General features: G+C 74.1%; 19 protein-coding genes and 1 pseudogene. 11 read left to right on the forward strand and 9 right to left on the reverse strand.

Annotation, left to right across the window (positions count from 1 at the left end):
* Window positions 1–311: pseudogene (locus tag ABD254_RS11040) on the reverse strand (hypothetical protein); the annotation flags it as partial.
* Between the two features lie 161 nt (window positions 312–472).
* Here ABD254_RS11040 and ABD254_RS11045 point away from each other — a divergent pair.
* On the forward strand, window positions 473–1,264 hold the full coding sequence (locus tag ABD254_RS11045; protein ID WP_344248402.1) for a copper resistance CopC family protein: 792 nt from the start codon (window positions 473–475) through the stop codon (window positions 1,262–1,264).
* 23 nt (window positions 1,265–1,287) lie between these two features.
* Here the strand turns inward: ABD254_RS11045 and ABD254_RS11050 are convergent, their stop codons facing one another.
* Window positions 1,288–2,580: an MFS transporter gene (locus tag ABD254_RS11050; RefSeq protein WP_344248403.1), complete on the reverse strand. Its 1,293-nt coding sequence runs from the start codon at window positions 2,578–2,580 to the stop codon at window positions 1,288–1,290.
* Between the two features lie 332 nt (window positions 2,581–2,912).
* Here ABD254_RS11050 and ABD254_RS11055 point away from each other — a divergent pair, with 332 nt between their 5' ends.
* Together ABD254_RS11055 and ABD254_RS11060 are read left to right on the forward strand one after the other, a co-directional pair.
* Window positions 2,913–3,197 (forward strand): HU family DNA-binding protein, encoded by a 285-nt coding sequence (locus ABD254_RS11055; protein WP_344248404.1) that lies wholly within the window; start codon window positions 2,913–2,915, stop codon window positions 3,195–3,197.
* Window positions 3,198–3,395: 198 nt separating this feature from the next.
* Window positions 3,396–4,640: an MFS transporter gene (locus ABD254_RS11060; protein ID WP_344248405.1), complete on the forward strand. Its 1,245-nt coding sequence runs from the start codon at window positions 3,396–3,398 to the stop codon at window positions 4,638–4,640.
* Here the strand turns inward: ABD254_RS11060 and ABD254_RS11065 are convergent.
* Window positions 4,594–5,502: an AraC family transcriptional regulator gene (locus tag ABD254_RS11065; RefSeq protein WP_344248406.1), complete on the reverse strand. Its 909-nt coding sequence runs from the start codon at window positions 5,500–5,502 to the stop codon at window positions 4,594–4,596. The genes ABD254_RS11060 and ABD254_RS11065 overlap by 47 nt on opposite strands.
* Window positions 5,503–5,536: 34 nt before the next feature.
* Entirely contained in the window at window positions 5,537–8,275 is a 2,739-nt protein-coding gene (locus ABD254_RS11070) for a flippase-like domain-containing protein (protein ID WP_344248407.1), read from the reverse strand.
* Between the two features lie 209 nt (window positions 8,276–8,484).
* On the opposite strand from ABD254_RS11070, the gene ABD254_RS11075 reads away from it, so the two are divergent.
* The 4 genes from ABD254_RS11075 to ABD254_RS11090 are packed head-to-tail and all read left to right on the forward strand — an operon-like array spanning window position 8,485 to window position 13,996.
* Window positions 8,485–10,125, forward strand: coding sequence for an ABC transporter substrate-binding protein (locus ABD254_RS11075; RefSeq protein ID WP_344248408.1), 1,641 nt, complete (start codon window positions 8,485–8,487; stop codon window positions 10,123–10,125).
* A 9-nt stretch (window positions 10,126–10,134) separates the two neighbouring features.
* Complete coding sequence (locus tag ABD254_RS11080; protein ID WP_344248409.1) at window positions 10,135–11,178, forward strand: ABC transporter permease; 1,044 nt, start codon at window positions 10,135–10,137, stop codon at window positions 11,176–11,178.
* Window positions 11,178–12,317: an ABC transporter permease gene (locus ABD254_RS11085; RefSeq protein ID WP_344248410.1), complete on the forward strand. Its 1,140-nt coding sequence runs from the start codon at window positions 11,178–11,180 to the stop codon at window positions 12,315–12,317. Before ABD254_RS11080 ends, ABD254_RS11085 begins: the two co-directional genes overlap by 1 nt.
* Window positions 12,314–13,996, forward strand: coding sequence for a dipeptide ABC transporter ATP-binding protein (locus ABD254_RS11090; protein WP_344248411.1), 1,683 nt, complete (start codon window positions 12,314–12,316; stop codon window positions 13,994–13,996). The genes ABD254_RS11085 and ABD254_RS11090 overlap by 4 nt, the downstream gene beginning before the upstream one ends.
* A 13-nt stretch (window positions 13,997–14,009) precedes the next feature.
* Here ABD254_RS11090 and ABD254_RS11095 read toward each other — a convergent pair whose 3' ends face one another.
* The 4 genes from ABD254_RS11095 to ABD254_RS11110 form a co-directional block, all read right to left on the reverse strand.
* Window positions 14,010–14,324: a hypothetical protein gene (locus ABD254_RS11095; RefSeq protein ID WP_344248412.1), complete on the reverse strand. Its 315-nt coding sequence runs from the start codon at window positions 14,322–14,324 to the stop codon at window positions 14,010–14,012.
* Between the two features lie 57 nt (window positions 14,325–14,381).
* Window positions 14,382–15,215 (reverse strand): CPBP family intramembrane glutamic endopeptidase, encoded by an 834-nt coding sequence (locus ABD254_RS11100; protein ID WP_425553739.1) that lies wholly within the window; start codon window positions 15,213–15,215, stop codon window positions 14,382–14,384.
* 74 nt (window positions 15,216–15,289) lie between these two features.
* Window positions 15,290–15,553, reverse strand: a complete 264-nt coding sequence (locus ABD254_RS11105; protein WP_344248413.1) for a type II toxin-antitoxin system antitoxin — start codon at window positions 15,551–15,553, stop codon at window positions 15,290–15,292.
* Window positions 15,550–16,497: an SPFH domain-containing protein gene (locus tag ABD254_RS11110; protein WP_344248414.1), complete on the reverse strand. Its 948-nt coding sequence runs from the start codon at window positions 16,495–16,497 to the stop codon at window positions 15,550–15,552. The genes ABD254_RS11105 and ABD254_RS11110 overlap by 4 nt, the downstream gene beginning before the upstream one ends.
* A gap of 163 nt (window positions 16,498–16,660) precedes the next feature.
* Here ABD254_RS11110 and ABD254_RS11115 point away from each other — a divergent pair, with 163 nt between their 5' ends.
* From ABD254_RS11115 to ABD254_RS11130, 4 genes are read left to right on the forward strand one after another with little or no spacing between them, the layout of a single operon-like run.
* Window positions 16,661–17,368 (forward strand): hypothetical protein, encoded by a 708-nt coding sequence (locus ABD254_RS11115; RefSeq protein ID WP_344248415.1) that lies wholly within the window; start codon window positions 16,661–16,663, stop codon window positions 17,366–17,368.
* Window positions 17,361–17,660 carry a transcriptional regulator gene (locus tag ABD254_RS11120; RefSeq protein WP_344248416.1) on the forward strand — a complete coding sequence of 100 codons (300 nt, stop codon included), beginning with the start codon at window positions 17,361–17,363 and terminating at the stop codon, window positions 17,658–17,660. Before ABD254_RS11115 ends, ABD254_RS11120 begins: the two co-directional genes overlap by 8 nt.
* Window positions 17,657–18,538 carry an ABC transporter ATP-binding protein gene (locus ABD254_RS11125; protein WP_344248417.1) on the forward strand — a complete coding sequence of 294 codons (882 nt, stop codon included), beginning with the start codon at window positions 17,657–17,659 and terminating at the stop codon, window positions 18,536–18,538. The genes ABD254_RS11120 and ABD254_RS11125 overlap by 4 nt, the downstream gene beginning before the upstream one ends.
* Window positions 18,535–19,332: an ABC transporter permease gene (locus ABD254_RS11130; protein WP_344248418.1), complete on the forward strand. Its 798-nt coding sequence runs from the start codon at window positions 18,535–18,537 to the stop codon at window positions 19,330–19,332. The genes ABD254_RS11125 and ABD254_RS11130 overlap by 4 nt, the downstream gene beginning before the upstream one ends.
* Window positions 19,333–19,411: 79 nt before the next feature.
* On the opposite strand, the gene ABD254_RS11135 is transcribed toward ABD254_RS11130, so the two are convergent.
* Window positions 19,412–22,012 (reverse strand): heavy metal translocating P-type ATPase, encoded by a 2,601-nt coding sequence (locus ABD254_RS11135; protein ID WP_425553741.1) that lies wholly within the window; start codon window positions 22,010–22,012, stop codon window positions 19,412–19,414.
* Window positions 22,013–22,103: the final 91 nt, after the last annotated feature.

A 22,103-nucleotide genomic window follows, 5' to 3' on the forward strand; every position in this document is an offset into this window, starting at 1 on the left:
CGCAGGTCCGCGCTCGCGTCGACGATCTCGGCGAGCGCGTCCGACGTCGCCTCGAGCAGCGTGTCCGCGAGGTGCAGGTCGTCGATCGCGTACCCCGACACGCACAGCTCCGGGAAGACGGCGACCGCCACGCCGTCGTCGTGGCAGGCGCGCGCCTCGGCGAGGATCGCGGCGGCGTTCGCGCGCGGGTCGGCGACGGTGACCGGGACGGTGCAGGCGGCCACGCGGGCGAAGCCGTGAGCGTAGGCGGAGGCGAACGCGGAGGTGGTCGCGGAGGTGAGCCCCGTGGTGGACGCGCTGGTGGCCGGCATGCCCCGAGTCTAGGAAGCGTGGGGGCGGCCCGCGACGACGCGGCCTTCGCCGGCCTCGCCGGGCGCGCCCTCGCGACCACGACGGACGCGCCCTCGCGACCTCGACGGACGCGCCCTCGCGGCCTCGACCACGGCCCGCCCGCCCCCGTAGGGTCGTTCCCGTGCCCCGACCCGTCTCTCGCCGCCGTCCCGCCCTGTCCGTCGCTGCGGCCTTCCTCGCGCTCGGCGCGTCCCTGCTGGGAGCGGCCGCACTCACCGTCGCCGCTGCTGGGCCGGCGGCGGCGCACGACCGGCTGATCTCGTCCGACCCGAAGGACGGGGCGCGGGTGAAGACGCCCCCGTCGCAGCTCACGCTGACCTTCAGCGCGGACGTGCTGGAGCAGGGCGCACAGGTGGTCGTGTCGACTCCCGACGGCTCGGTCGACGGCGACGTGAGCGTCGACGGCGAGGTCGTCACGGCGGAGCTGCCCGGCGAGCTGCCGGCGGGGGAGTACGACGTGCTGTGGCGCGTGGTCTCGTCCGACGGCCACCCGATCGAGGGCGAGCTCTCCTACGAGGCCACGGCCGCCGCGCAGCCGGCCGAGGAGCCCGAGCCCAGCCCGTCGCCGACGAGCGCGTCACCCACCGGCGACCCGACGGACGACCCGACCGGCGCGCCGTCCCCGGACGCCACGGGCGCGCCGTCCGACGACGCCGCGGGCCACGCCGGGCACGCGACCGGCACGCCGGGCGCTGAGCTCGACGGGGACGGCGAGGCGGGCTGGACCGCGGTATGGCTGTTCGGCGTGGCCGTGCTCGCGGCTGTCGGTGTCGCGGCAGCGATGGTGCTCCGGCGTCGGCGGCTGGGCGAGGGCCCTGACGACACGGCGGGCGACCGGACCCCGCACGACCCCGCGGACGACCAGGGCCCCGCGGACGGCCACGGCCCTGCGGACGGCCCCGACCGCTCCTGACCACCACCCACCGGCGCCGGGCGTCAGTCGCCCACGCGAGCCCGTCGCCGGGCCGCGGCGCCGAGCGCCACGAGCGCGGGCACCAGGATCACCGCCCCGACGACGTTCACCGCGCCGAACCCGCCCCACGCCAGCACGGGGCCGGCGACGGCGGCCGCGGCGGCCCCGGCGTAGTTCATCGCCGCGTCGGACACGCCCTGCAGGGGCAGCTTCACCTGCGGCTCGACGACCGACGCCAGCAGCGACGACGCCCCGATCAGGCTGGCCGACCAGCCCAGGCCGAGCACGAGCAGCGCGACGGCGGTGAGCGTCGGGCTGCCGCCGCCGGCGCCGTGGGCGGCGTGCGCGTCGGACGCCGTCGTCGCCGCCGCGGTGATCCCCAGCACGACGGCCACGGCGAGCAGCCCGATGCCGACCGCCGTCGTGCGGACGCCCCCGACGCGGTCGGCCAGCCAGCCGAAGACCGGGCTGAACGCGAACATCCCCACGATGTGCAGGCTGATGACGACGCCCACGATCTCCAGCGACATGCCCGCGTGCTGCATGTGCAGCGGCGTCATCACCATCACGACGATCATCACGGCGTGCGCGCACGCCGGCATGACCAGCCCGAACCGTGCCACCGGGTGCCGCCACGCCCAGGCGAGCGCGGCGCGGGAGCCGAGCGGCGGGGCCGCGGGCGTCGTCGGAGCGCCCTCGGCCCCCACGTGCCGGGCGGGCGGGCGGTAGAGCGCCGTGACGACGCATGCCGCCGCGACCAGCGCGACCAGGGCGAGCAGGTACGGGCCGGCGAGCGGGGGCAGCCCGAGGTGGGCGCCGAGGTCGTCGCCGGGGGCGCTGAGGTTCGGGCCGAGCACCGACCCGACCGTCGTGGCCCACACGACGAAGGACATGGTGCGGGCGCGCGTCGCGGCGGGCGCGTCGTCGGCGGCCGCGAAGCGGGACTGCAGGGTCACGGCGTTCGCGACGCCGAACAGCCCGATGCCGACGAGCTGCACCGCGAGCGAACCCGCGACGGCGGACAGCACGGTGATCAGCGCGCCCGTCGCGGCGAGCGAGTAGCCGAGCGCGAGCGCCACCCGCCGCCCGCGCCGGGCCGCGAGGTTCGCGAGCGGGATGGCGGCGACCGCCGCGGCCAGCACGCCGACGGCCTGGGCGAGCCCGGCCACCGCCGTGCCGCCGAGCCGCTCCGTGAGCAGCGCGCCCACGGACGCCCCGACGGCGACGCCCACGCCGCCCAGCGCGTTGCCGAGCACCAGGGCGGTGAGGTTGCGGGTGACCCGCGGTCGGGCGAGGTCGGGCGGCGCGTCGGTCACGTCGGGGCTCCGTGGCTGGTCGGGTGGCTGGTCGGGCGCGTGGTCCGGTGGCTGGTCCGGTGGCTGGTCCGGCGGCCGGCCGGGCGGTCCGGCGGGCGGCCGGGAGTGTTCTCGAGGCACGAGCGTAGGACCGCCCGGTGACACCGTCCTCACCGGTCCCGGGAGGGACTGCCGGGTGAGGCCTCGGTGACGTGTGTCGCGCCACGCGCGCAAAAGTCGCAGGAATCCGCGGATGTTCCCTAGTGTGTTCCCCGTCCACCCGGCTTGGCCGGGGAGGCGTGAACGTGACGACGCGCGGGCAGCGTGCGTCGTGATCCGGAGAAGGGATTCACATGTCGCTCAACAAGTCCGAGCTCGTCTCGGCCATCGCCGGCAAGGCGGAGAACGTCACCAAGGCACAGGCCGAGGAGTTCCTCAACGCCTTCCAGGAGGTGCTGGAGGAGTCGCTCGCCAAGGGCGAGGCCGTCAAGGTCACCGGCCTGCTGTCGGTCGAGCGCGTCGAGCGTGCCGCCCGCACCGGTCGTAACCCCCGCACGGGCGAGGAGATCCAGATCCCCGCCGGCTTCGGCGTCAAGATCAGCGCCGGCTCGGTCCTCAAGAAGGCCGTCGCCAAGTGATCGTCCGCTGACCGGCGCGGCTCGTCGCCGCCCCGCGTCAGCCACCGGAGGCCCGCCGCTCGCCTGTGCGAGCGGCGGGCCTCCGTCGTGCCCGGTGTGCCGCCGGGCACGCCGGGCCGCCGGGCCGTCGTGGCGTCTGGATCGATCGCGCTGGAGCCAGGGTCTGCTCCGGCGCCCTCGCAGGTTGTTGCGACCAGCATGACGACGAACCAGACCGGCACCATGACCACCGCCGCCGCCCCGCCGGGGCCGCGCGCGCCCCTGTCGCCCCGTCGCGCGTGGCTCGCGCTGGCGACGATGTTCCTCGGCAGCTTCTCGCTCGTGACGGCGGAGTTCCTGCCGCCCGGGGTGCTGACACCGGTGGCCCACGACCTCGGCGTCACGGAGGGCGTGGTGGGGCTGTCGGTCAGCGTCACCGCCCTCACGGCGCTGCTGACCGCCCTCGGACTGAGCTCCCTGTTCCCGCGCACCGACCGGCGGACGCTGCTGGTGGTGCTCGCGCTGGGCGCGGTGGCCTCCAACGTGCTCGTCGCCGTGGCGCCGAGCATCGGCGTCCTCATGGCGGCCCGGCTGCTGCTCGGCGCCGCGCTGGGCGGCTACTGGTCCATGTCGCTCGTCATCGCGACAAGGCTCGTCCCGGCCGACCGGGTGGGCCGGTCGATGATGGTCGTCAACGCGGGGACGACCGTCGCGACGGTCGCCGGCGTGCCGCTCGGGGTGCTGATCAGCGCGGCGGCGGGCTGGCGGGTCGTGTTCTGGGCCGCCGCCGTCCTGACCGTCGTCACGGCGGTCGCGATGCGCGTCGCGCTGCCGCGCATCGCGCCGACGCCGGGGATCGGCTGGTCCTCGATGGGGCGCGCCCTGCGGTCGCCGGGCGTCGCCGTCGGGCTGGTGAGCATCGTGGCGGTCATCGCCGGCCACTTCGTCGGCTTCACCTACGTCCGGCCTGCGCTCTCGCTGCTGCCCGGGTCCGACGTCGGGACGATCGCCGTCCTCCTCGCCCTCTTCGGCGCCGGCGGCCTGGTCGGGAACTTCGCCGTCGGCGCCGTCGTCGACCGGCACCTGGCCGTGCTGCTGGTCGCCGTGCCCGTGGCCATCGGCGCGAGCGTCGCCGCCCTCGGCCTGGCGGTCGCCCTGCCGGCGCTCGCCTACCCCGCGGTGATCGTGTGGGGCGCGGCGTTCGGCGGCGTGCTGAACGTCGTCCAGGTCTGGATCACGCGGGTCCTGCCGGGGCAGGTCGAGGCGGGCAGCGGGCTGGTCGTGGCGGGCTTCCAGACGGCGATCATCCTGGGCTCCGCGGTCGGCGGGCTGGGCGTCGACGCGATCGGGATCGGCTGGACCTACCTCGTCGCGGCTGTCGTCGCGGTCGCGGGCGGCCTCGCGGTGCGCGGCACGCTCAGGACGGCTCGGGCCGCTCGCCCCGCCGCCACTGCGACGGCGTGACGCCGGTGTGCCGCCGGAAGGCGCGGCCGAACGCCGTGTCCGACCCGTAGCCGAGCCGCCGCGCGACGGTCGCGACGGGGACGTCGCCCGCCGTCAGGAGGCAGCGCGCGTGCGCGACCCGCACCTGGGCCAGGTAGCGGCCGGGCGTCTGCCCGGTCGCCGCCCGGAACCGGGCCGCGAAGCCGGACCGCGACGCGAGCGCCACCCGGGCGAGGTCCTCGACCGTCCACTCCCGCCCGGGCTCGGCGTGGATCGCCGCGACAGCGGTCGCGAGCCCCGGGTCGTCGTGGTGCATGAGCCAGCGTGCCGGGGCGCACCCGCGCGCGTACCAGGCGGTGATCGCCACCGACGCGACCAGGGTGACCGCCCGGTCGCCCAGCACGCTGCGCGGGGCGGGGTAGTCCTCGACGACGGCGCGGAACATCGACGCGGCGATCGGCTCGTCCTGCGGGAACTCGGTCAGCAGGACCTGGGGCGGCAGGACGCCCGGCGCGTCGCCGGCACCGACGGCGGCGAGCAGGACGCACAGCACCGTCGCGTCGGACAGGGCGTGCAGCTCGGACCGCGTGCCGTGCGGCAGGAGGAGGAAGTCGCCCGGCGCCAGGTCCACGAGCTCGCCGAGGCCGCGTGCCCGCACCAGGCCGTCGGTCACGAGGAGCGCCGCCGGCTCGCCCGCGGGGAGCTCCACCCACGCGCCCGCCGCGAGGCGGTGCACGGCCCGCCGCTCGAACCGCCACTGGAGGCCCGCGAGCACGCGGTCGAGGTCCTGCGTGGCGACCTCGACCGCCGCTGCCACGCACGCGCGCGGCGACCCGGCGGCGTCCGTCGCCGGATGCCTCCTGCCGGTGTCGACCAGCGTCATCGTCGCCTCCGTCCCGGCGGCACGGCCGGTGTCGTCACAGGTCGCCCTTGCGCTCGAGGAACCGCATCGCGGCCCACCCGATCGGCACGCGGGCCCAGTAGGTCACGACGCGGTACAGCATCGTCACGGAGAACGCGAGGGAGGCGGGGATGCCGGCCGCCGTCAGGCCGGCGATGAGCGCGCCCTCGACGCCGCCCAGGCCGCCGGGCGTCGGGACCAGGGCGCCCAGCGCGTTGCCGACCAGGTAGATGACCGCGACGTCGACGAGGTTGAGCGACTGGCCGAACGCGGCGAGGGCGGCGTCGAACGCGAGCACGTAGCCCAGCGTCATCACGACGTTCCCGCCGAGGCCGAGCATGAGCCGGCCGGGCTGCCCCATCATCTGCGACAGGCGCGGCCACACCTGCTCGAGGATCGGGCGGGCCTTCTCCCAGGCCCAGCGCCGCGCGGCGGGGACGAGGAGGGTCGCGACGACGGCGAGCCCGACCCCGGAGATCGCGATGAGGACCGTGGTGGACGGCAGCTCGATGAGCCCGCCCGAGCCCGTGAAGATCGACAGCACCACGAGCAGCAGCACCGTGACCACGAACTGCGAGACCTGCACGAGGGCGACCGTCGCGACCGCCATCGGCGTCGCCACCCCGCGCCGCGTGAGCATGCGCAGGTTGAGCGCGGCCGGCCCGATGCCCGCCGGCGCGGCGAGCGACACGAACGACCCGGCCATCTGGGTGAGCGTCGCCCGCCACAGCGGCAGCTTCTCGGGCGAGAACGCGGAGAACGTCAGGGCGGCGCCGAACCACGTGATCGCCCCGAACGCGAACGAGGCCGCGACCCACCAGGGGTTGGCCTCGGCGATCGCCGAGGCGATCTCCTCGAAGTTGATCGTCGTGACGATCACCGTGACGGCGACGATCGTCAGGGTGAGCATGATGATCGTGCGCGCCCCGAACCGCGTGATGTTCTGCGGCTGGACGTCGGCCTGCGGCAGGCGCTCGACCAGTGCCTCCCGCAGCTCGTCGAGCAGGCCCTTCGCCCGGCGCACCTCGACGCGGGTGGCCGGCGGCAGCGCGATCGACTGCAGCAGCGGACCGATCGCGGCGATGTCCTCGTCCGGTAGCGCCCGCACGGCGGAGGCGAGCGCCCGGCCGGCCCCGACGCGCAGGGCCAGCAGGGCGAGCATCTGCGTGAGGTCGAGGCGCCGGGACAGCACGGACGACGCGATCTCGCCCTGCTCCCAGCCGGTGAGCCACACGTGCGGGTCGCCGGCCTCGTCGTGGTGCACGAGCAGGACGTCGGGGGTGAGCGTGTGGTGGGTGAGCCCGGCGTCGTGCGCCCGGCGCAGCTGCTCCCACGCCTCGGCGAGGATCGCGTCGCCGCGCGGCCCGTCGAGCCGGTCGTCGGGCAGGTCGCGCAGCGACACGGCGCCGCGCGCGTGCTCGTGCACGAGGACGACGGAGTCGTCGGCGACGCCGATGCCCTCCAGCCGGGGCGTGCGGACGCCCGCTGCCGACGCGGCGTAGGCCAGGAGGGCGGTGCGCTCCGCCACCGCCTTGAGGGAGATCGCCGCGCGGCCCTCGAGCCCGCGCAGGCGCAGCGCCCGCCACGCCCGCGTGAGGGTGCCGATGACCTGCCGGTCGCCGTCGAGCACGACCACGTCGCGGCGCCGGCCGTCGCCGGTGAACAGGGCGTACACCCGGTTGTCGCCGGCGCGGGTGAGCGCGACGGCGGCCGGGTCGGCGGGCGCGTCGTCGCCGTCCGCGGCGCCGTCCGCCTCGGCCGGCGCGCTGACGGAGCCGACGTGGATCCCGGCGACGTCGTCGTCCGCGGGGTCGACGGCGGTCACGACGTCGCCCGTGGTGTCGTACGAGACGACCGAGTCGGCCGGGACGTCGGGGGCGTCGGCGGCGGGCTCGGCGGCGTCCACCGCGTCGGCGTCGACGACCGTCTGGGAGTCGCGGACGCGGACCAGCACGGTCGGCCGGAAGCCCGCGCGCCGCACGGCGGTGACCAGGTCGGCGCCGTAGGCGCGCTCGCTGCGCACGCCGGAGACGTACTGCACGGCCTGGCCCGCGAGCCGCCCGAGCAGCAGCGCGACGAGGATGCCCGGCAGCGAGACCTGCCCGGTGATGAGCACGATGAACAGCGCGAGGTACAGCACGTTCCACGACCAGCGCACCGTGCGGCGCCGGGTGCGCGGGCCGGCGGTGGTGAGCAGGCCGGCGATGGCCGACACGTAGCCGGGGATGGTCAGGAGCCACTCGCCGTCGTCCCGCACCGACAGGCCGCGGATGAGCTCGTCGCTGCCGAAGCTGGAGATGGTCACGACCGTCACGACGCCGAGCAGCAGGCCGAGCGCGGCCCCGCAGATCGACTCGACGACCTGCCGGCCGAGGCGCCGCACGCCGAGCTCGATCAGCACGGCGGCGGGGACGAACAGGGTGACCAGGCCCTCGAGCACCTGCACCGGGATGAACAGGATGCGCGCGAGCAGGGTGTTGAAGGTCTGCACGTCCTGCGTGACGCCCTCGGTGGTGGCGTGCGCGACGACGGACAGCACCAGCACCAGCGCCACCCCGAGCGCGCTGGTGACCATGCCGAGCATGTCGGAGGGGTGCCGCACGCGCGGCTCGGGGGTGTCGACGACGCGCACGAGGGCCTGGTCGTCGTCGCCGCCCGCGGCCGGCTGGCCGAGCAGGGCCTGCAGCGGGCCGGTGGCGGGGGCCGGGTCGTGCGACGGATCCCGCGCGGGACCCGCTGCGCTCGCTCCGGACATGACGGCGAGTCTAGGTGTTCGGGGCTGTTCCGGCCTGTGACATGCGGTGCGCGCCGGTGGTAGGTTCCCGCATCACGATGCGATCACGGGTCCGGGTGTGACCGGCGACCGTGACCTGGGCGACACCGGGGTGTGCTAGAAACGCCCGCATCGTGACGAGGGCGGCGGCGTCGGTGCCGTGGCCCGTCTGCAGATAGGGGACCCCCGACATGAGCACGATCCGAGCCTCACGAAGGCTGCTCGCCGGCACCGCTGGTGCCGCGGCCGTGGCACTGGCGCTGACCGCCTGCGGCGGCGGCTCCGACGACGGCGGTGGCGGCGGCGACGGAGCCGCAGAGTCGCTGATCATCGGCACCACGGACAAGATCACGTCGCTCGACCCGGCAGGTTCGTACGACAACGGGTCGTTCGCGGTGATGAACCAGATCTACCCGTTCCTCATGAACACGCCGTACGGCAGCCCGGACGTCGAGCCGGACATCGCGGAGTCGGCGGAGTTCACGGCGCCCACGGAGTACACGGTCACGCTGAAGCCGGGCCTGAAGTGGGCCAACGGCAACGACCTGACGTCGTCCGACGTGAAGTTCACGTTCGACCGTCAGCTCGCGATCGCGGACGAGAACGGCCCGTCGTCGCTGCTGTACAACCTGGACTCGGTCGAGGCGCCCGACGACACCACGGTCGTCTTCCACCTCAAGAGCGAGAACGACCAGGTCTTCCCGCAGATCCTGTCGTCGCCGGCCGGCCCGATCGTCGACGAGGACGTCTTCGCCGCCGACGCGCTGACGCCCGACCAGGAGATCGTCGACGGCAAGGCGTTCGCCGGCCAGTACTCGATCACGAACTACACGGTGAACGAGCTCATCGCGTACGAGGCGTTGGACGGCTACCAGGGCGTCCTGGGCGCCGCGAAGACGCCGAAGGTCAACGTCAAGTACTTCGCCGACTCCTCCAACCTCAAGCTCGAGGTGCAGGAGGGCTCGGTCGACGTGGCGTTCCGCTCGCTGTCGCCCACCGACATCGAGGACCTCGGCGGCGACGACTCGGTGAAGGTCGTCAAGGGCCCGGGCGGCGAGATCCGCTACATCACCTTCAACTTCAACACGCAGCCGTACGGCGCCGAGCAGGCCGACGCCGACCCGGCGAAGGCGCTGGCCGTGCGCCAGGCGGCGGCCCACCTCATCGACCGCGCCGCGATCGCGGACCAGGTCTACAAGGGCACCTACTCGCCGCTGTACTCCTTCGTCCCGGACGGCCTGACAGGGGCCACCGAGCCGCTCAAGGAGCTGTACGGCGACGGCGAGGGCGGGCCGGACGCCGACGCGGCGAAGAAGGTGCTCGAGGACGCGGGCGTCCAGACCCCGGTCGAGCTCAACCTGCAGTACTCGAACGACCACTACGGCCCGTCCTCGGGCGACGAGTACGCGCTCATCAAGGACCAGCTCGAGGGGACCGGCCTGTTCACGGTCAACCTGCAGACCACCGAGTGGGTGCAGTACTCGAAGGACCGCACCGCCGACGTCTACCCGGCGTACCAGCTCGGCTGGTTCCCGGACTACTCCGACGCCGACAACTACCTCACGCCGTTCTTCCTCAAGGAGAACTTCCTGGGCAACCACTACGTGAACCAGGACGTGGAGGACATGATCCTCGAGCAGGCCGTGACGGCCGACCCCGACGCTCGCACCGGGATCATCGAGGAGATCCAGGCCGCGGAGGCCGAGGACCTGTCGACCCTGCCGTACCTGCAGGGCGACCAGGTCGCGGTGGTCGGCGCCGACGTCACGGGCGCCGAGGACACGCTCGACGCGTCGTTCAAGTTCCGCTACGCCGCGCTGGCCAAGGGCTGATCCTGCCCCGTGGCCTCGCGTAGCACGGCAGGAAGCGCACTGGGACGCTACATCCTGGTGCGCTTCCTGCTCATCATCCCCACCGTGTTCATCCTGGTCACCACCGTCTTCGTGCTCATGCGCGCGACGGGTGACCCGATCACCGCCGCCCTGGGCGGGCGCCTCACGCCCGACCAGCTCGCGGAGCGGATCCACGCCGCCGGCTACGACCGGCCGATCCTCGTGCAGTACCTGGAGTACCTGCGGGGCGTCTTCACCGGCGACTTCGGCATGACGATCAGCGACAACCGCCCCGTCATCGAGGTCATCGCCCAGTACGGCGCGGCGACCCTCGAGCTCGCCGCCTACGGCGTGCTGGTCGCGCTGGTGCTGGGCATCCCGTTCGGGATGGTCTCGGGCTACTTCCGCGACCGCCTGCCCGACGTCGTGCTGCGCGTGCTCGCGATCCTCGCCTACGCGACGCCGGTCTTCTTCGCCGGCCTGGTCCTCAAGCTGATCTTCTCCGTGTGGCTGGGCTGGTTCCCCGTCGCCGGTCGGGTCTCGACCGACGGCGAGATCGCGATGCAGATCGCGGGCGCCGACTCGGGCTTCATGCTGGTCGACGCGTTCCGCACCGGCGACCCCGCGGTCGTGCTCGACGTGCTCTCGCACTCCGTGCTGCCCGCAGCGACGCTAGGCCTGCTCACCGCGGGTGTGTTCCTGCGGCTCGTGCGCACCAACATGATCGGCACGCTCGGCGCCGACTACGTCGACGCGGCCCGCTCGCGCGGCGTGGCGGAGCGCCGGCTGGTCACCAAGCACGCGTGGCGTCCGGCGCTGATCCCGATCATCACGGTCGCCGGCATGCAGGTGGCGATGCTGCTCGTGGGCGCGGTGCTCACGGAGACCACGTTCGAGTGGCGCGGGCTGGGCTTCCAGCTCGCGGAGTACCTGCAGGCGCGCGACTTCGTGGCCGTGCAGGGGATCGTCGTGCTGATGGCCGTGGTCGTCGCGGTGACGAACTTCCTCGTCGACATCATCGCGGCGCTGATCGACCCGAGGGTGAGGTACTGATGAGCGCTCCTGATGCTCCTGAGGTCGTCCCCGTCGGCATCGAGGGCGTCGCCCCCGAGCACGTCGGCGGCCGGGGCGCCTGGTTCAAGAAGCTGCCCGTGGTGCACCAGGTGCGCCAGAGCGTCGGGCTCCAGCGCGGCATGCTGATCGCCGGCCTCGTGCTGACGGCGGTGTTCGTGCTGGTCGCCGTGTTCGCCCCGCTGCTGGCGCCCTTCGGCTGGTCGCAGCTGCGCGACCTTGACGGCGCGTTCGGCGCACAGATGCCGCCCAGCGCCGAACACTGGTTCGGCACCACCGTCGGCGGGTACGACGTGCTGTCCCGCGTCGTGTGGGGTGCGCGGACGGCGCTGCTGGTCGTGCTGGTCGCCATCCTGTCGTCCATCGTCGTGGGCGTGCTGCTGGGCCTGCTGTCCGGCTACTTCGGCGGCTGGCTCGACCGCGTGCTCGTCGTCGTGGCCGACGCGATCTACGCGTTCCCGTCCCTGCTGCTCGCCATCCTGCTCGCCATCGTCATCTCGGGCGGCCAGTCGAGCATGTGGGGCGGCATCTTCGCCGCCGCGCTGTCCATCACGGTGGTGTTCATCCCGCAGTACTTCCGCGTGGTGCGCGCCGAGGTGGTGCGGATCAAGGGCGAGGCGTTCGTCGACTCCGCGCGCGTGCTCGGCACGGGGCACTGGCGGATCATGACGCGGCACGTGCTGCGCAACTCCACCCGCACGCTGCCGCTCATCGTGACGCTCAACGCGTCGGAGGCGATCCTCACGCTCGCCGGCCTCGGCTTCCTGGGCTTCGGCATCGAGCCGACGGCCGCGGCGGAGTGGGGGTACGACCTGCAGCGGGCCATCGCCGACGTCACGTCCGGCATCTGGTGGACCGCGCTCTTCCCCGGCCTGGCCATCGTCGTCGCCGCCATGGGGATGACGCTCATGGGCGAGTCGCTCAACGACCTCGCCGACCCGCGCCTGCGGTCGCGCGCCCGGTCCCGGAACGTCTCCGGCGCGGTCGCCGCGACGTCGGTCGCCCTTCGACAGGCTCAGGGACCGGGGGACCCGTCGGTCGCCCTTCGACAGGCTCAGGGACCGGGGGACCCGTCGGTCGAGCCTGACGAGACCACGAACCCGAAGGGGGACGACGCATGAGCGCCGTCGCGTCCATCGCCGACCTGGCGGTCTCGTTCGCCACGGACGCGGGGCCCGTGCGCGCCGTCGACGGCGTGAGCCTCGACGTCCAGCCGGGCGAGGTGCTCGCCATCGTGGGCGAGTCGGGCTCGGGCAAGACCGTCACCGCCAAGACCCTGCTCGGGCTCCTGCCGGCCACCGCCACGACGCGCGGGGCCGTGGTGCTCACGGGCCGCGAGGGTCAGCAGACCGACGTCGTGCACGTGTCCGGTGCGCGGCTGCGCGAGGCGCGGGGCCGCGACGCGGCGATGGTCTTCCAGGAGCCGTCCAGCGTGCTCAACCCCGTGTACACGGTGGGCTGGCAGATCACCGAGGGCATCCGCGCCCACGGCGACGTGTCGATGAAGCAGGCGCGCGAGCGGGCCGTCGAGGTGCTGCGGCAGGTCGGGATCCCCGACCCCGAGCACCGGATCGACCACTACCCGCACCAGTTCTCCGGCGGGCAGAAGCAGCGCATCGTCATCGCGATGGCGCTGGTGCTGAACCCGAGCCTCATCGTGGCCGACGAGCCGACCACCGCCCTCGACGTCACGGTGCAGGCCGAGATCCTCGACCTGCTGCGCACCCTGCGCGACGAGACGGGCACGGCGATCGTCCTCATCACGCACAACATGGGCGTGGTGGCCGACCTGGCCGACCGGGTCGCGGTGATGTACCAGGGCAAGGTCGTGGAGCAGGCGCCCGTCGGCGCGCTGTTCGCCGACCCGCAGGCCGACTACACCAGGGCGCTGCTCAAGGCGGTGCCCCGCATCGGCGAGGGCACGGCGCGCGCCGCGGAGCGCGCGGCCGCCCGTCCCGAGGGCTGGGCGGCCGGCGAGCCGGTGGTGCGGGCGGAGGGCCTCACCATCACGTACCCGGGCCGGTTCCGGCAGCCCGCCTTCACCGCCGTCGACGGCGTGTCCCTGGAGATCCGGCCGGGCGAGGTGCTCGGGCTGGTGGGCGAGTCCGGGTCGGGCAAGACGACGATCGCACGGGCGATCGCGGGCCTCACGCCCGTGTCCGGCGGGTCGCTGCGGGTGCTCGGCACCGAGATGCACGGCGCGCGCGGGCGCGCCCTCAAGAGCATGCGCCCGCGGCTCGGGTTCGTCTTCCAGGACCCGGCCACGTCGTTCAACCCGCTGCTGACCATCGCCGAGTGCGTGGCCGAGCCGCTGGTGGTGCACGGGCGGGCACGGAACCCGGAGGCGGCCCGCAAGCGCGTGGACGAGCTGCTCGAGGCGGTCCAGCTCCCGCGGAGCTACGGCGACCGGTTCCCGCACGAGCTCTCGGGCGGGCAGCGGCAGCGCGCGTCGCTGGCCCGCGGCCTGGCGCTCGACCCGGAGCTGCTCGTCGCGGACGAGCCGACGTCGGCCCTCGACGTCTCGGTGCAGGCCCGCGTGCTGGAGCTGTTCGCCCAGCTGCAGCGCGAGCTCGGCTTCGCGTGCCTGTTCGTCTCGCACGACCTGGCCGTCGTCGACCTCCTGGCCGACCGGATCGCGGTGCTCTACCGCGGGCAGCTCGTGGAGGAGGGCACCGGCGAGCAGGTGCTGGGCGCACCGCACGAGGACTACACCCGCCGCCTGCTGGCGTCGCTGCCCGTGCCCGACCCCGTGGCCCAGGCCGAGCGCAGGGAGTCGCTGCGCGTGCTCCGGGACGCCTGAGGCGCGGAGCTCGTCACAGCGTCTGGAGGTCGATCCAGTCGCCGGAGGAACCGCGGGCCGCGCCCGTCACCAGGGCCTCGACCATGGGCAGGACGACGTTCCACTCGGCCCATTCCTCGAACCCAAGGACGTCGCCCATCGCGATGGCCTCCTCGTCGGGCCCGGTCAGCCGCGCGCGGCCCCGGTAGAGGCGTCGTCCTGCGTCACGACGATCGCTGAACCGGACCTCGATCACGTCTCCGTCGGCCGCGACGGAGCGGAGCTCGACGATCCCTGCGGTCGTCATCGAGGCGGTGCGGCGGCGGATCGCCGCGAGCGTCTCGTCCATGTCCGGAACCTGCACCGGTCCTCCTGCGTCGGCGGGGACGTGCCGTGTGACGTGAGCCTAGAGCCCCAGCGCGCCCTTCCATGCGTCGGGCAGGAGGGCGTAACCCACGAAGGCGACGACGTCGAGCAGGGTGTGCGCGACGACGAGCGGCAGCACGCGGTTCCGCCCCCACCGGCTGGTGTAGAACCACGAGAAGACCAGGCCCATCACGACGTTGCCGAGGAACGGGCCGATGCCCTGGTAGAGGTGGTACGAGCCGCGCAGCAGCGAGCTCCAGACCACGAACTGCAGGCGCGACCACCCGAGGTCGCGGGTGCGCTCGTACAGGTAGGCGACGGCGACGACCTCCTCCAGCAGCGCGTTCTGGGCGGCGGCGAGGATCAGCACCGGGACGGTCCACCAGGCGCTGTTCAGCGCGCTGGCCTGGACTTCCACCGTGATCCCCAGCAGCCGGCCGACGACGTAGAACGCCAGGCCGGGAATGCCGATCGCGGCCGCGAGGCCGAAGCCCCACGCGACGTCGCGCCCCGGGCGGGCGCCGTCGAGACCCCAGTCCAGACCGATCCGCCGCCGGGTCCCGGTCCACGTGGCCGACGCCCGTCCGCTCAGCAGGTACAGCGCGAGCGCGACGGGGACCAGCGCGAAGAAGATCCCCAGGAGCTGGTAGGTGAGGTCGAGCAGCGACCGGTCGGACTGGCTCGCGTTGAGGGTCGCCGTCTGCTCGGCGAGCGGGGTCTCGGCGGTCAGCCGCGCGACGATGTTGACGAGCGCGTAGACGCCGCTCTGCCCGAGGCTCAGGCCGAGCACGATCCAGATCTCGGCGGCGGTGCGATGTCGCGCGGCGGGCGTCGTGGCAGGGGCCACGGGGGAGCGGAGCGCAGGGGGCGGCACGGCGGTCACGGGCCCAGGGTAGGCCGCGCGGCCGCGGGGGACCGGCACGCTGCGCACCTTTCGTCCCGCGGGCGTCAGCCGTCCTCGCGGGGCGGGCGGCCGGGACGCCGGGCGGGGGCCGCGTCGCGCGGCAGCCGCCCGGCGTCCTTGAGCGCGCGTCGCAGCAAGAGGTCGATCTGCGCGTTGACGCTGCGCAGGTCGTCGGCGGCCCAGCGCGCGACGGCGTCGTGGATCGCCGGGTCGAGGCGCAGCAGCACCTGCTTGCGGGCGGGGCGGGCGGGACGCCCGGAGCCCGGGGACGACGCGTCGTCCCCGGGCTCGGTGCCGTCGGGCGTCACTGGTACAGGGATCCCGCATTGACGACCGGGGTGGCCCGGCTCTCGCCGCACAGCACGACGAGCAGGTTGGACACCATGGTGGCGCGGCGCTCGTCGTCGAGGCTGACGATCCCGTCCGCCTCGAGCCGGCCCAGGGCGTCCTCCACCATCGACACCGCGCCGTCGACGATGCGCGACCGGGCCGCGATGATCGCCCCGGCCTGCTGGCGCTGCAGCATCGCCTGCGCGATCTCGGGGGCGTACGCGAGGTTGGAGATGCGGGCCTCGATGACCTCGACGCCGGCCACGGCCACGCGCTCGGCGACCTCGGCCGCGATCTCGTCCGACACGAGCTCGGTGGCCCCGCGCAGCGACTCGACGCCGTCACCGCCGTCGTACGGGTGGGCCATGGCCACGTGCCGCAGCGCGGACTCGGACTGCACCACGACGAAGTCGTCGTAGTCCTCGACGGCGAAGCTCGCCTTGGCGGTGTCGGCCACCTGCCACACGACGATGGCGGCGATGTTGATCGGGTTGCCGTCGGCGTCGTTGACCTTGAGCTCGCTGGTCTCGAAGTTGCGCACGCGCACGGAGACGCGGCGGCGCGTGGTGAGCGGCACGGTGAGGACGAGGCCGGTGCGCCGGACGGTGCCCAGATACCGGCCGAACAGCTGCACGACGAGGGTCTGCCCGGGGCTGATGACCCCGATCCCGGTGAACAGCAGGATGCCGGCCACGACGGCGACGACGCCGAGGACCGTCGCCGCGGCGTTGTCCGACGCCGCCGCGAGGATGCCGCCGACGACGAGCGCCACGCTCACGACCACGGCGAGCACCGCACCGCCGGCGCCGAGCGACCAGGCCGCGCGCTCGGCGACGTCGACGCGGGTGCCGTCGTGCCCGACGGGCCGGCCGGCCGGGGCGCCGCCGGTGGTGGTCTGCGGCGGGGGAGAGGTGTCGGTCATCGGGTGCTCCTGGATCGGTCGACGGGGGGAGGCGGGCGGCCGAGGAGACGGCCGGCAGCGCGATAGCAAAGTGATATCACATTTTCTGGGGGTTGTGCGGCGGCCGGTCGCGTGCCATGCTCGACAAACAAGTTTGCACCACAAAGTTCTCTGCGAGGTATGGATGTCGCATCACCCCCACGACGACCAGCCCGGCGACGCCGCCGGGCTCGCCGCCGCCGACTCCCTGCGGATCGTCCGTGAGCAGCAGGACCGCGCGCGCTCCGGCCTCGAGCCGGACGGCCGGCTGTTGTGCCTGCTCTGGGGGGTCGCGTGGCTCGTCGGCTACCTCGTGCTGTGGGCCGGGGCCCGCAGCTCCGAGGGGATCCCGAGCGGCGGCGCGTTCATCGTCTTCGGCGGGCTGCTCGCGGCGGCGGTCGTCGTCACGATCGTGCACAGCGTCCGGCGCACCGCCGGTACCCGGGGAGCGAGCCGCCGCGCCGGGAACCTGTGGGGCGGCGCGTGGTGCATCGCCTTCGTCGCGTACCCGTTCATCATCGGCGGCCTCGGGCGCGCCGGGGCCTCGGACGAGGTCATCGGCCTGGCCTCCAACGCCCTGGCCTGCATGATCGTCGGGATCATGTACCTCACCGGTGCCGCCTGCTTCGGGGACGTCAGCCTGTATGTCCTCGGGACGTGGATCGTGCTCACCGGGGGCATCGCGACGGTGGTCGGCATGCCGACCACCTACCTCGTCATGGCGCTCCTCGGCGGGGGCGGCTTCCTCGTCATCACGGGCGTCTGGCAGGTGGTCGCCCTGAGGCGGGGGCGCCAGCAGCGCGCCCTGCGTGGGGCCCGTGCCGCCGTCGGGCAGGACCCGCGCGATGACTGAGCTCGACACCGTCATCCACGCTCCGGCCCGGCTGCGCGTCGTCGCGACGCTGGCCACGCTGGATGCGACCGACGAGATCACGTTCCCCCGGCTGCAGCAGCTGCTCGACATGACCGCCGGCAACCTGTCCACGCACCTGCGCAAGCTCGAGGACGCCGGCTACGTCCGGATGTCCAAGACGCACTCCGGGCGCAAGCCGGTCACCTATCTCGCGCTGACCACCCCGGGCCGGCGCGCCTTCGAGGACTACACGGCCACACTCACCGCACTGCTGAAGGGATCCGGAACATGACGGTCATCCAGGTCGACGGGGTGACGCGCCGTTTCGGCGACGTCATCGCGCTCGACGACGTGTCGCTCGACGTCGGGCCGGGCGAGCTCGTGGGGCTGCTCGGGCCGAACGGCGCCGGCAAGTCCACGCTGCTGTCGCTGGTCAGCGGCCAGCGTCGACCCGACACCGGCACGGTGCGCCTCCTCGGCGGCGACCCGCGCGACGCGGCCAGCCGCACCGGGCTCGGCATCACCCCGCAGGAGACGGGGCTCCCCGCGACGCTGCGCGTGCGGGAGGTCGTGGACTTCGTGGGCGGCCACTTCGCCGACCCGGTGCCCACCGGCGAGCTCCTGGAGCAGTTCGGGCTCACCGACCTGGGTCGCCGCCAGACCGGGGCGTTGTCGGGCGGGCAGAAGCGGCGCGTCGCCGTCGCGCTCGCGCTCGTCGGGCGTCCGCGCGTCGTGCTGCTGGACGAGCCGACCACCGGCCTCGACGTCGGCGCCCGACAGGCCCTGTGGGAGGCGATCCGTGCCTACCACGCAGGCGGCGGCACGGTGCTGCTGACCAGCCACTACCTGGAGGAGGTGCAGGCGCTCGCTCAGCGCGTCGTCGTCGTCGACCGCGGGGTGGTGCGGGCCGACGACACCCTCGACGCCATCCTGCGCCGGGTGGGCCTGCGGCGTGTCCTGGTGCGGTCGTCGACGGACCTCGCCGACCTGCCCGGCGTCGTCCGCGCCGAGCGGCTCCCCGACGGCCTGCAGGAGCTGTACACCGCGGACGCGGACGCGTTCGTGCGTGACCTGGTCCGGGCGGACGTCGAGTTCGCCGACCTGCAGATCCGGGGCGCGAGCCTCGAGGAAGCGTTCGAGGAGATGGTGGCGAAGGAGGCGGCCCGATGAGCGCGACGACGACGACCCCGGCCCGTGCGACCGCGGGCGCACCCGGCCCGCTGCGGCTGACCTGGCTGCACCTGAGGTACCAGTTCATCGAGACCGTGCGCATCCCGATCGCGGTGCTGGGCAACATGCTGTTCCCGGCGCTGGCGATGTTCTTCTTCGTCGTGCCGCAGCAGGACGTGGCGCAGAACCCGGTCTGGGCCACCATGTCCGTCGCGAGCCTCGGGCTCTTCGCCGTCTGCTCCGCGAGCCTGTTCACCTACGGGCTGGGCGTGGCGGAGGACCGCCAGCTGCCGTTCGACCCGTTCGTGCGCTCCTTGCCCGCCGGCCCGGGGCCGCGGATGGTGGCGCGGATCGTCAACGGCGCGATCTTCGCCCTGTTCGGGCTGGTGCCCCTCATCCTCATCGCCTGGCTGTTCACGGCCGCGTCGGTGACGTGGGCGCAGCTGTTGGCCGGGATCGGCACGACCCTCCTGGTGTCCGTGCCGTTCGTGCTGCTCGGGATGGCGGTGGGCTACTCGCTGTCGGCCAAGGCGGCGCTGCCGGTGGTGCAGGTGGTCCTGTTCCCGCTGGCGTTCGCGGGCGGGCTGTTCCTGCCACCGGAGGTCTTCCCGCCGTGGCTCGACGCGATCTCGCAGGCCACCCCCACCCGGGCGGGTCGTGACCTGCTGGTGCAGGCGCTCACCGACCAGCCGGCGTACGGGCTGGCGTGGCCCGTGCTGATCGGCTGGACCGTGCTGTTCGCCGCCCTCGCCGCGTGGGCGTACCGCCGCGACGAGGGCCGCCGCTTCCGCTGACCCCGGAGCGAACCGCTGTGAGCATGATTCTGGCCCACTCTCCTCCGGGAGAGTGGGCCAGAATCATGCTCACAGCGGGTCAGGTGGCGCGGCGGAGGCGCAGCGAGTTCCCGACCACGATGACGGACGACGCGGCCATGGCCGCCCCGGCGATCATCGGGTTGAGCAGCCCCGCCGCGGCGAGCGGGATCGCCGCCACGTTGTACGCGAACGCCCAGAACAGGTTCTGCTTGATCACGCGGAGTGTCGCCCGGGAGAGCCGGACGGCGGCGGGGGCCGACCGCAGGTCGCCGCGCACCAGCGTGATGTCGCTGGCCTCGATGGCGACGTCGGTGCCGGTGCCCATGGCGAGCCCCAGGTCCGCGGTGGCGAGGGCGGCAGCGTCGTTCACGCCGTCGCCGACCATCGCCACGACCCGGCCCTCGGACCGCAGCCGGGCCACGACCGCCGCCTTGTCCTGCGGCAGCACGCGGGCGACGACGTCCTCGTGCGCGATGCCGACCTCGCGCGCCGCGACCCGGGCCGCGCCCTCGCCGTCGCCGGTGAGCAGCACGGGCCGCAGGCCGAGCTCGCGCAGCTGCGCGACGGCCCGCGCGGAGGTCGCCTTGACGGGGTCGCGCAGCACGACGACGCCGCGGGCGGCGCCGTCCCAGGCGACGACGACGGCGCTGGCGCCGGTGGCCTCGGCGTCGTCGAACGCCGCGGCGAGCTCGCCGTCGAGCGTGACGCCTTGCCCGGCCAGCCACGACGGCTGCCCGACCAGCACGCGCCGGGCGTTGAGCCCGCCGTCGACGGCGAGGCCTGCGAGGCCGGAGTGCGCGCGCCGCACCACGGCCTCGACCCCGCCGCCCGGCGTCGAGCGGAAGTCGAACGCCTGCAGCGTGCCGATGCCGACGCCGTCGGCCCCCGTCCCCGGCGAGCCGTCGGGGCCAGGACCGTCAGAACCCATGTCTGGTCCTGACGACTCGCGGGCTGCCTCGGCGATCGCGCGGGCGATGGGGTGCTCGCTCAGCGCCTCGACCGCGCCGGCGTAGGCCAGCACCTCCCGCTCCCGCGAGATGTCAGGCTCCGCGCGCGGCATATCCGGCGTTGGTCCTGACAGCTCGGGGGCGACGACGCGCTCCACGCGCATGCGGCCCTCGGTGACGGTGCCGGTCTTGTCGAGCACGACGGTGTCGACGCGGCGGGTCGACTCCAGGATCTCCGGCCCCTTGATGAGGATGCCGAGCTGGGCGCCGCGGCCGGTGCCGACCAGCAGCGCGGTGGGCGTCGCGAGCCCGAGGGCGCACGGGCACGCGATGATCAGCACGGCCACGGCCGCGGTGAACGCGAGCTGCACGTCGGCGCCGGCGAGCAGCCAGCCCGCCAGCGTGAGCACGGACAGCCCGATGACGATCGGCACGAAGACGGCGGAGATGCGGTCGGCGAGCCGGGCCACCGGCGCCTTGCCGGTCTGCGCCTGGGTGACGAGCCGGCCGATCTGCGACAGCGTCGTCTCCTCGCCGACCCGCGTGGCGCGCACCAGCAGGTGGCCCGACGTGTTGACCGTCGCGCCGGTGACGGCGTCGCCGGGGCCGACGTCGACCGGCACCGGCTCGCCCGTGAGCAGCGACGTGTCGACGGCGCTCGTGCCCTCGACGACCTCGCCGTCCGTGGCGACCTTCTCGCCCGGCCGCACGACGAACACGTCGCCCACGGCCAGGTCCGCCACCGGCACGCGCTCGGTGACCCGGCCGCCGTCCGGCCCGACGGCGGGCGTGCCGTCGGCGGCGAGGCGGACGCGTTCGGCGTCCTTCGCGCCCAGCTCCAGCAGCGACCGCAGGGCGTCGCCCGCACGACGGCGCGATCGGTGCTCGGCGTACCGGCCGGCGAGGAGGAACGTCGTGACGACCGCCGCGACCTCGAAGTACAGCTCCGGGGCGCCCTCGGCAGCGGACGGCACCAGCGACGGCCGCATCCGCATCCCGACCTCGCCGGCGCCGCCCAGCGTGAGGGCCCACAGCGACCACAGGGTCGCGGCCGTGACGCCCAGCGAGACCAGCGTGTCCATCGTCGACGCGCCGTGCCGGGCCGCGCGCGCCGCCGCGGTGTGGAACGGCCACGCGCCCCACGTCACGACCGGCAGCGCGAGCGCCGCGACGATCCACTGCCAGCCCGTGACCTGCAGCGCCGGGATCATCGACAGCGCCACCACGGGCACGGTGAGGACGGCGGACGCGATCAACCGGCGACGCAGGTCGGCGTCGCGGGCGTCCCCGCCGGTGGCTGAGCCGGTCGAAACCTCGATGGTTGAACCCGTCGAAACCTCGCTGGTTGAGCCTGTCGAAACCTCGCTGGTTGAGCCTGTCGAAACCCGGGTCTCGACAGGCTCGACCGGCGGGGGAGGGGCGACCGGCGGGGGAGGGGCGACCGGCGGGGGAGGGGCGAGTGGCGATGTGGTCTCGACAGGCTCGACCGGCGGAGTGACCGGCCGAGCAACCGGCGCCGGGCCGACGGCACGGCGGGCAGTGACCCGCGCGGCGTAGCCGGCCCGCGCCACCGCCTCGACGAGCGCGGCGTCGTCGACGGCGGTGGTGAGCTCGACGTGCGCGCTCTCGAGCGGGAGATTGACGGTGGCGCGGACGCCGTCCACGCGGTGGAGGCGCTTCTCGACGCGGGCCACGCACGACGCGCAGGTCATCCCCTCGATCGCGAGGTCGACCTCGAGGATCGGGTGCGGCGCCTCGACGGGCGGCTCCTGGGCCTGTCGAAGGGTGGCCGGTGGGGTCCCG

Origin of the sequence: Isoptericola hypogeus (assembly GCF_039531145.1) — a bacterium.
Lineage (GTDB): Bacteria > Actinomycetota > Actinomycetes > Actinomycetales > Cellulomonadaceae > Isoptericola > Isoptericola hypogeus.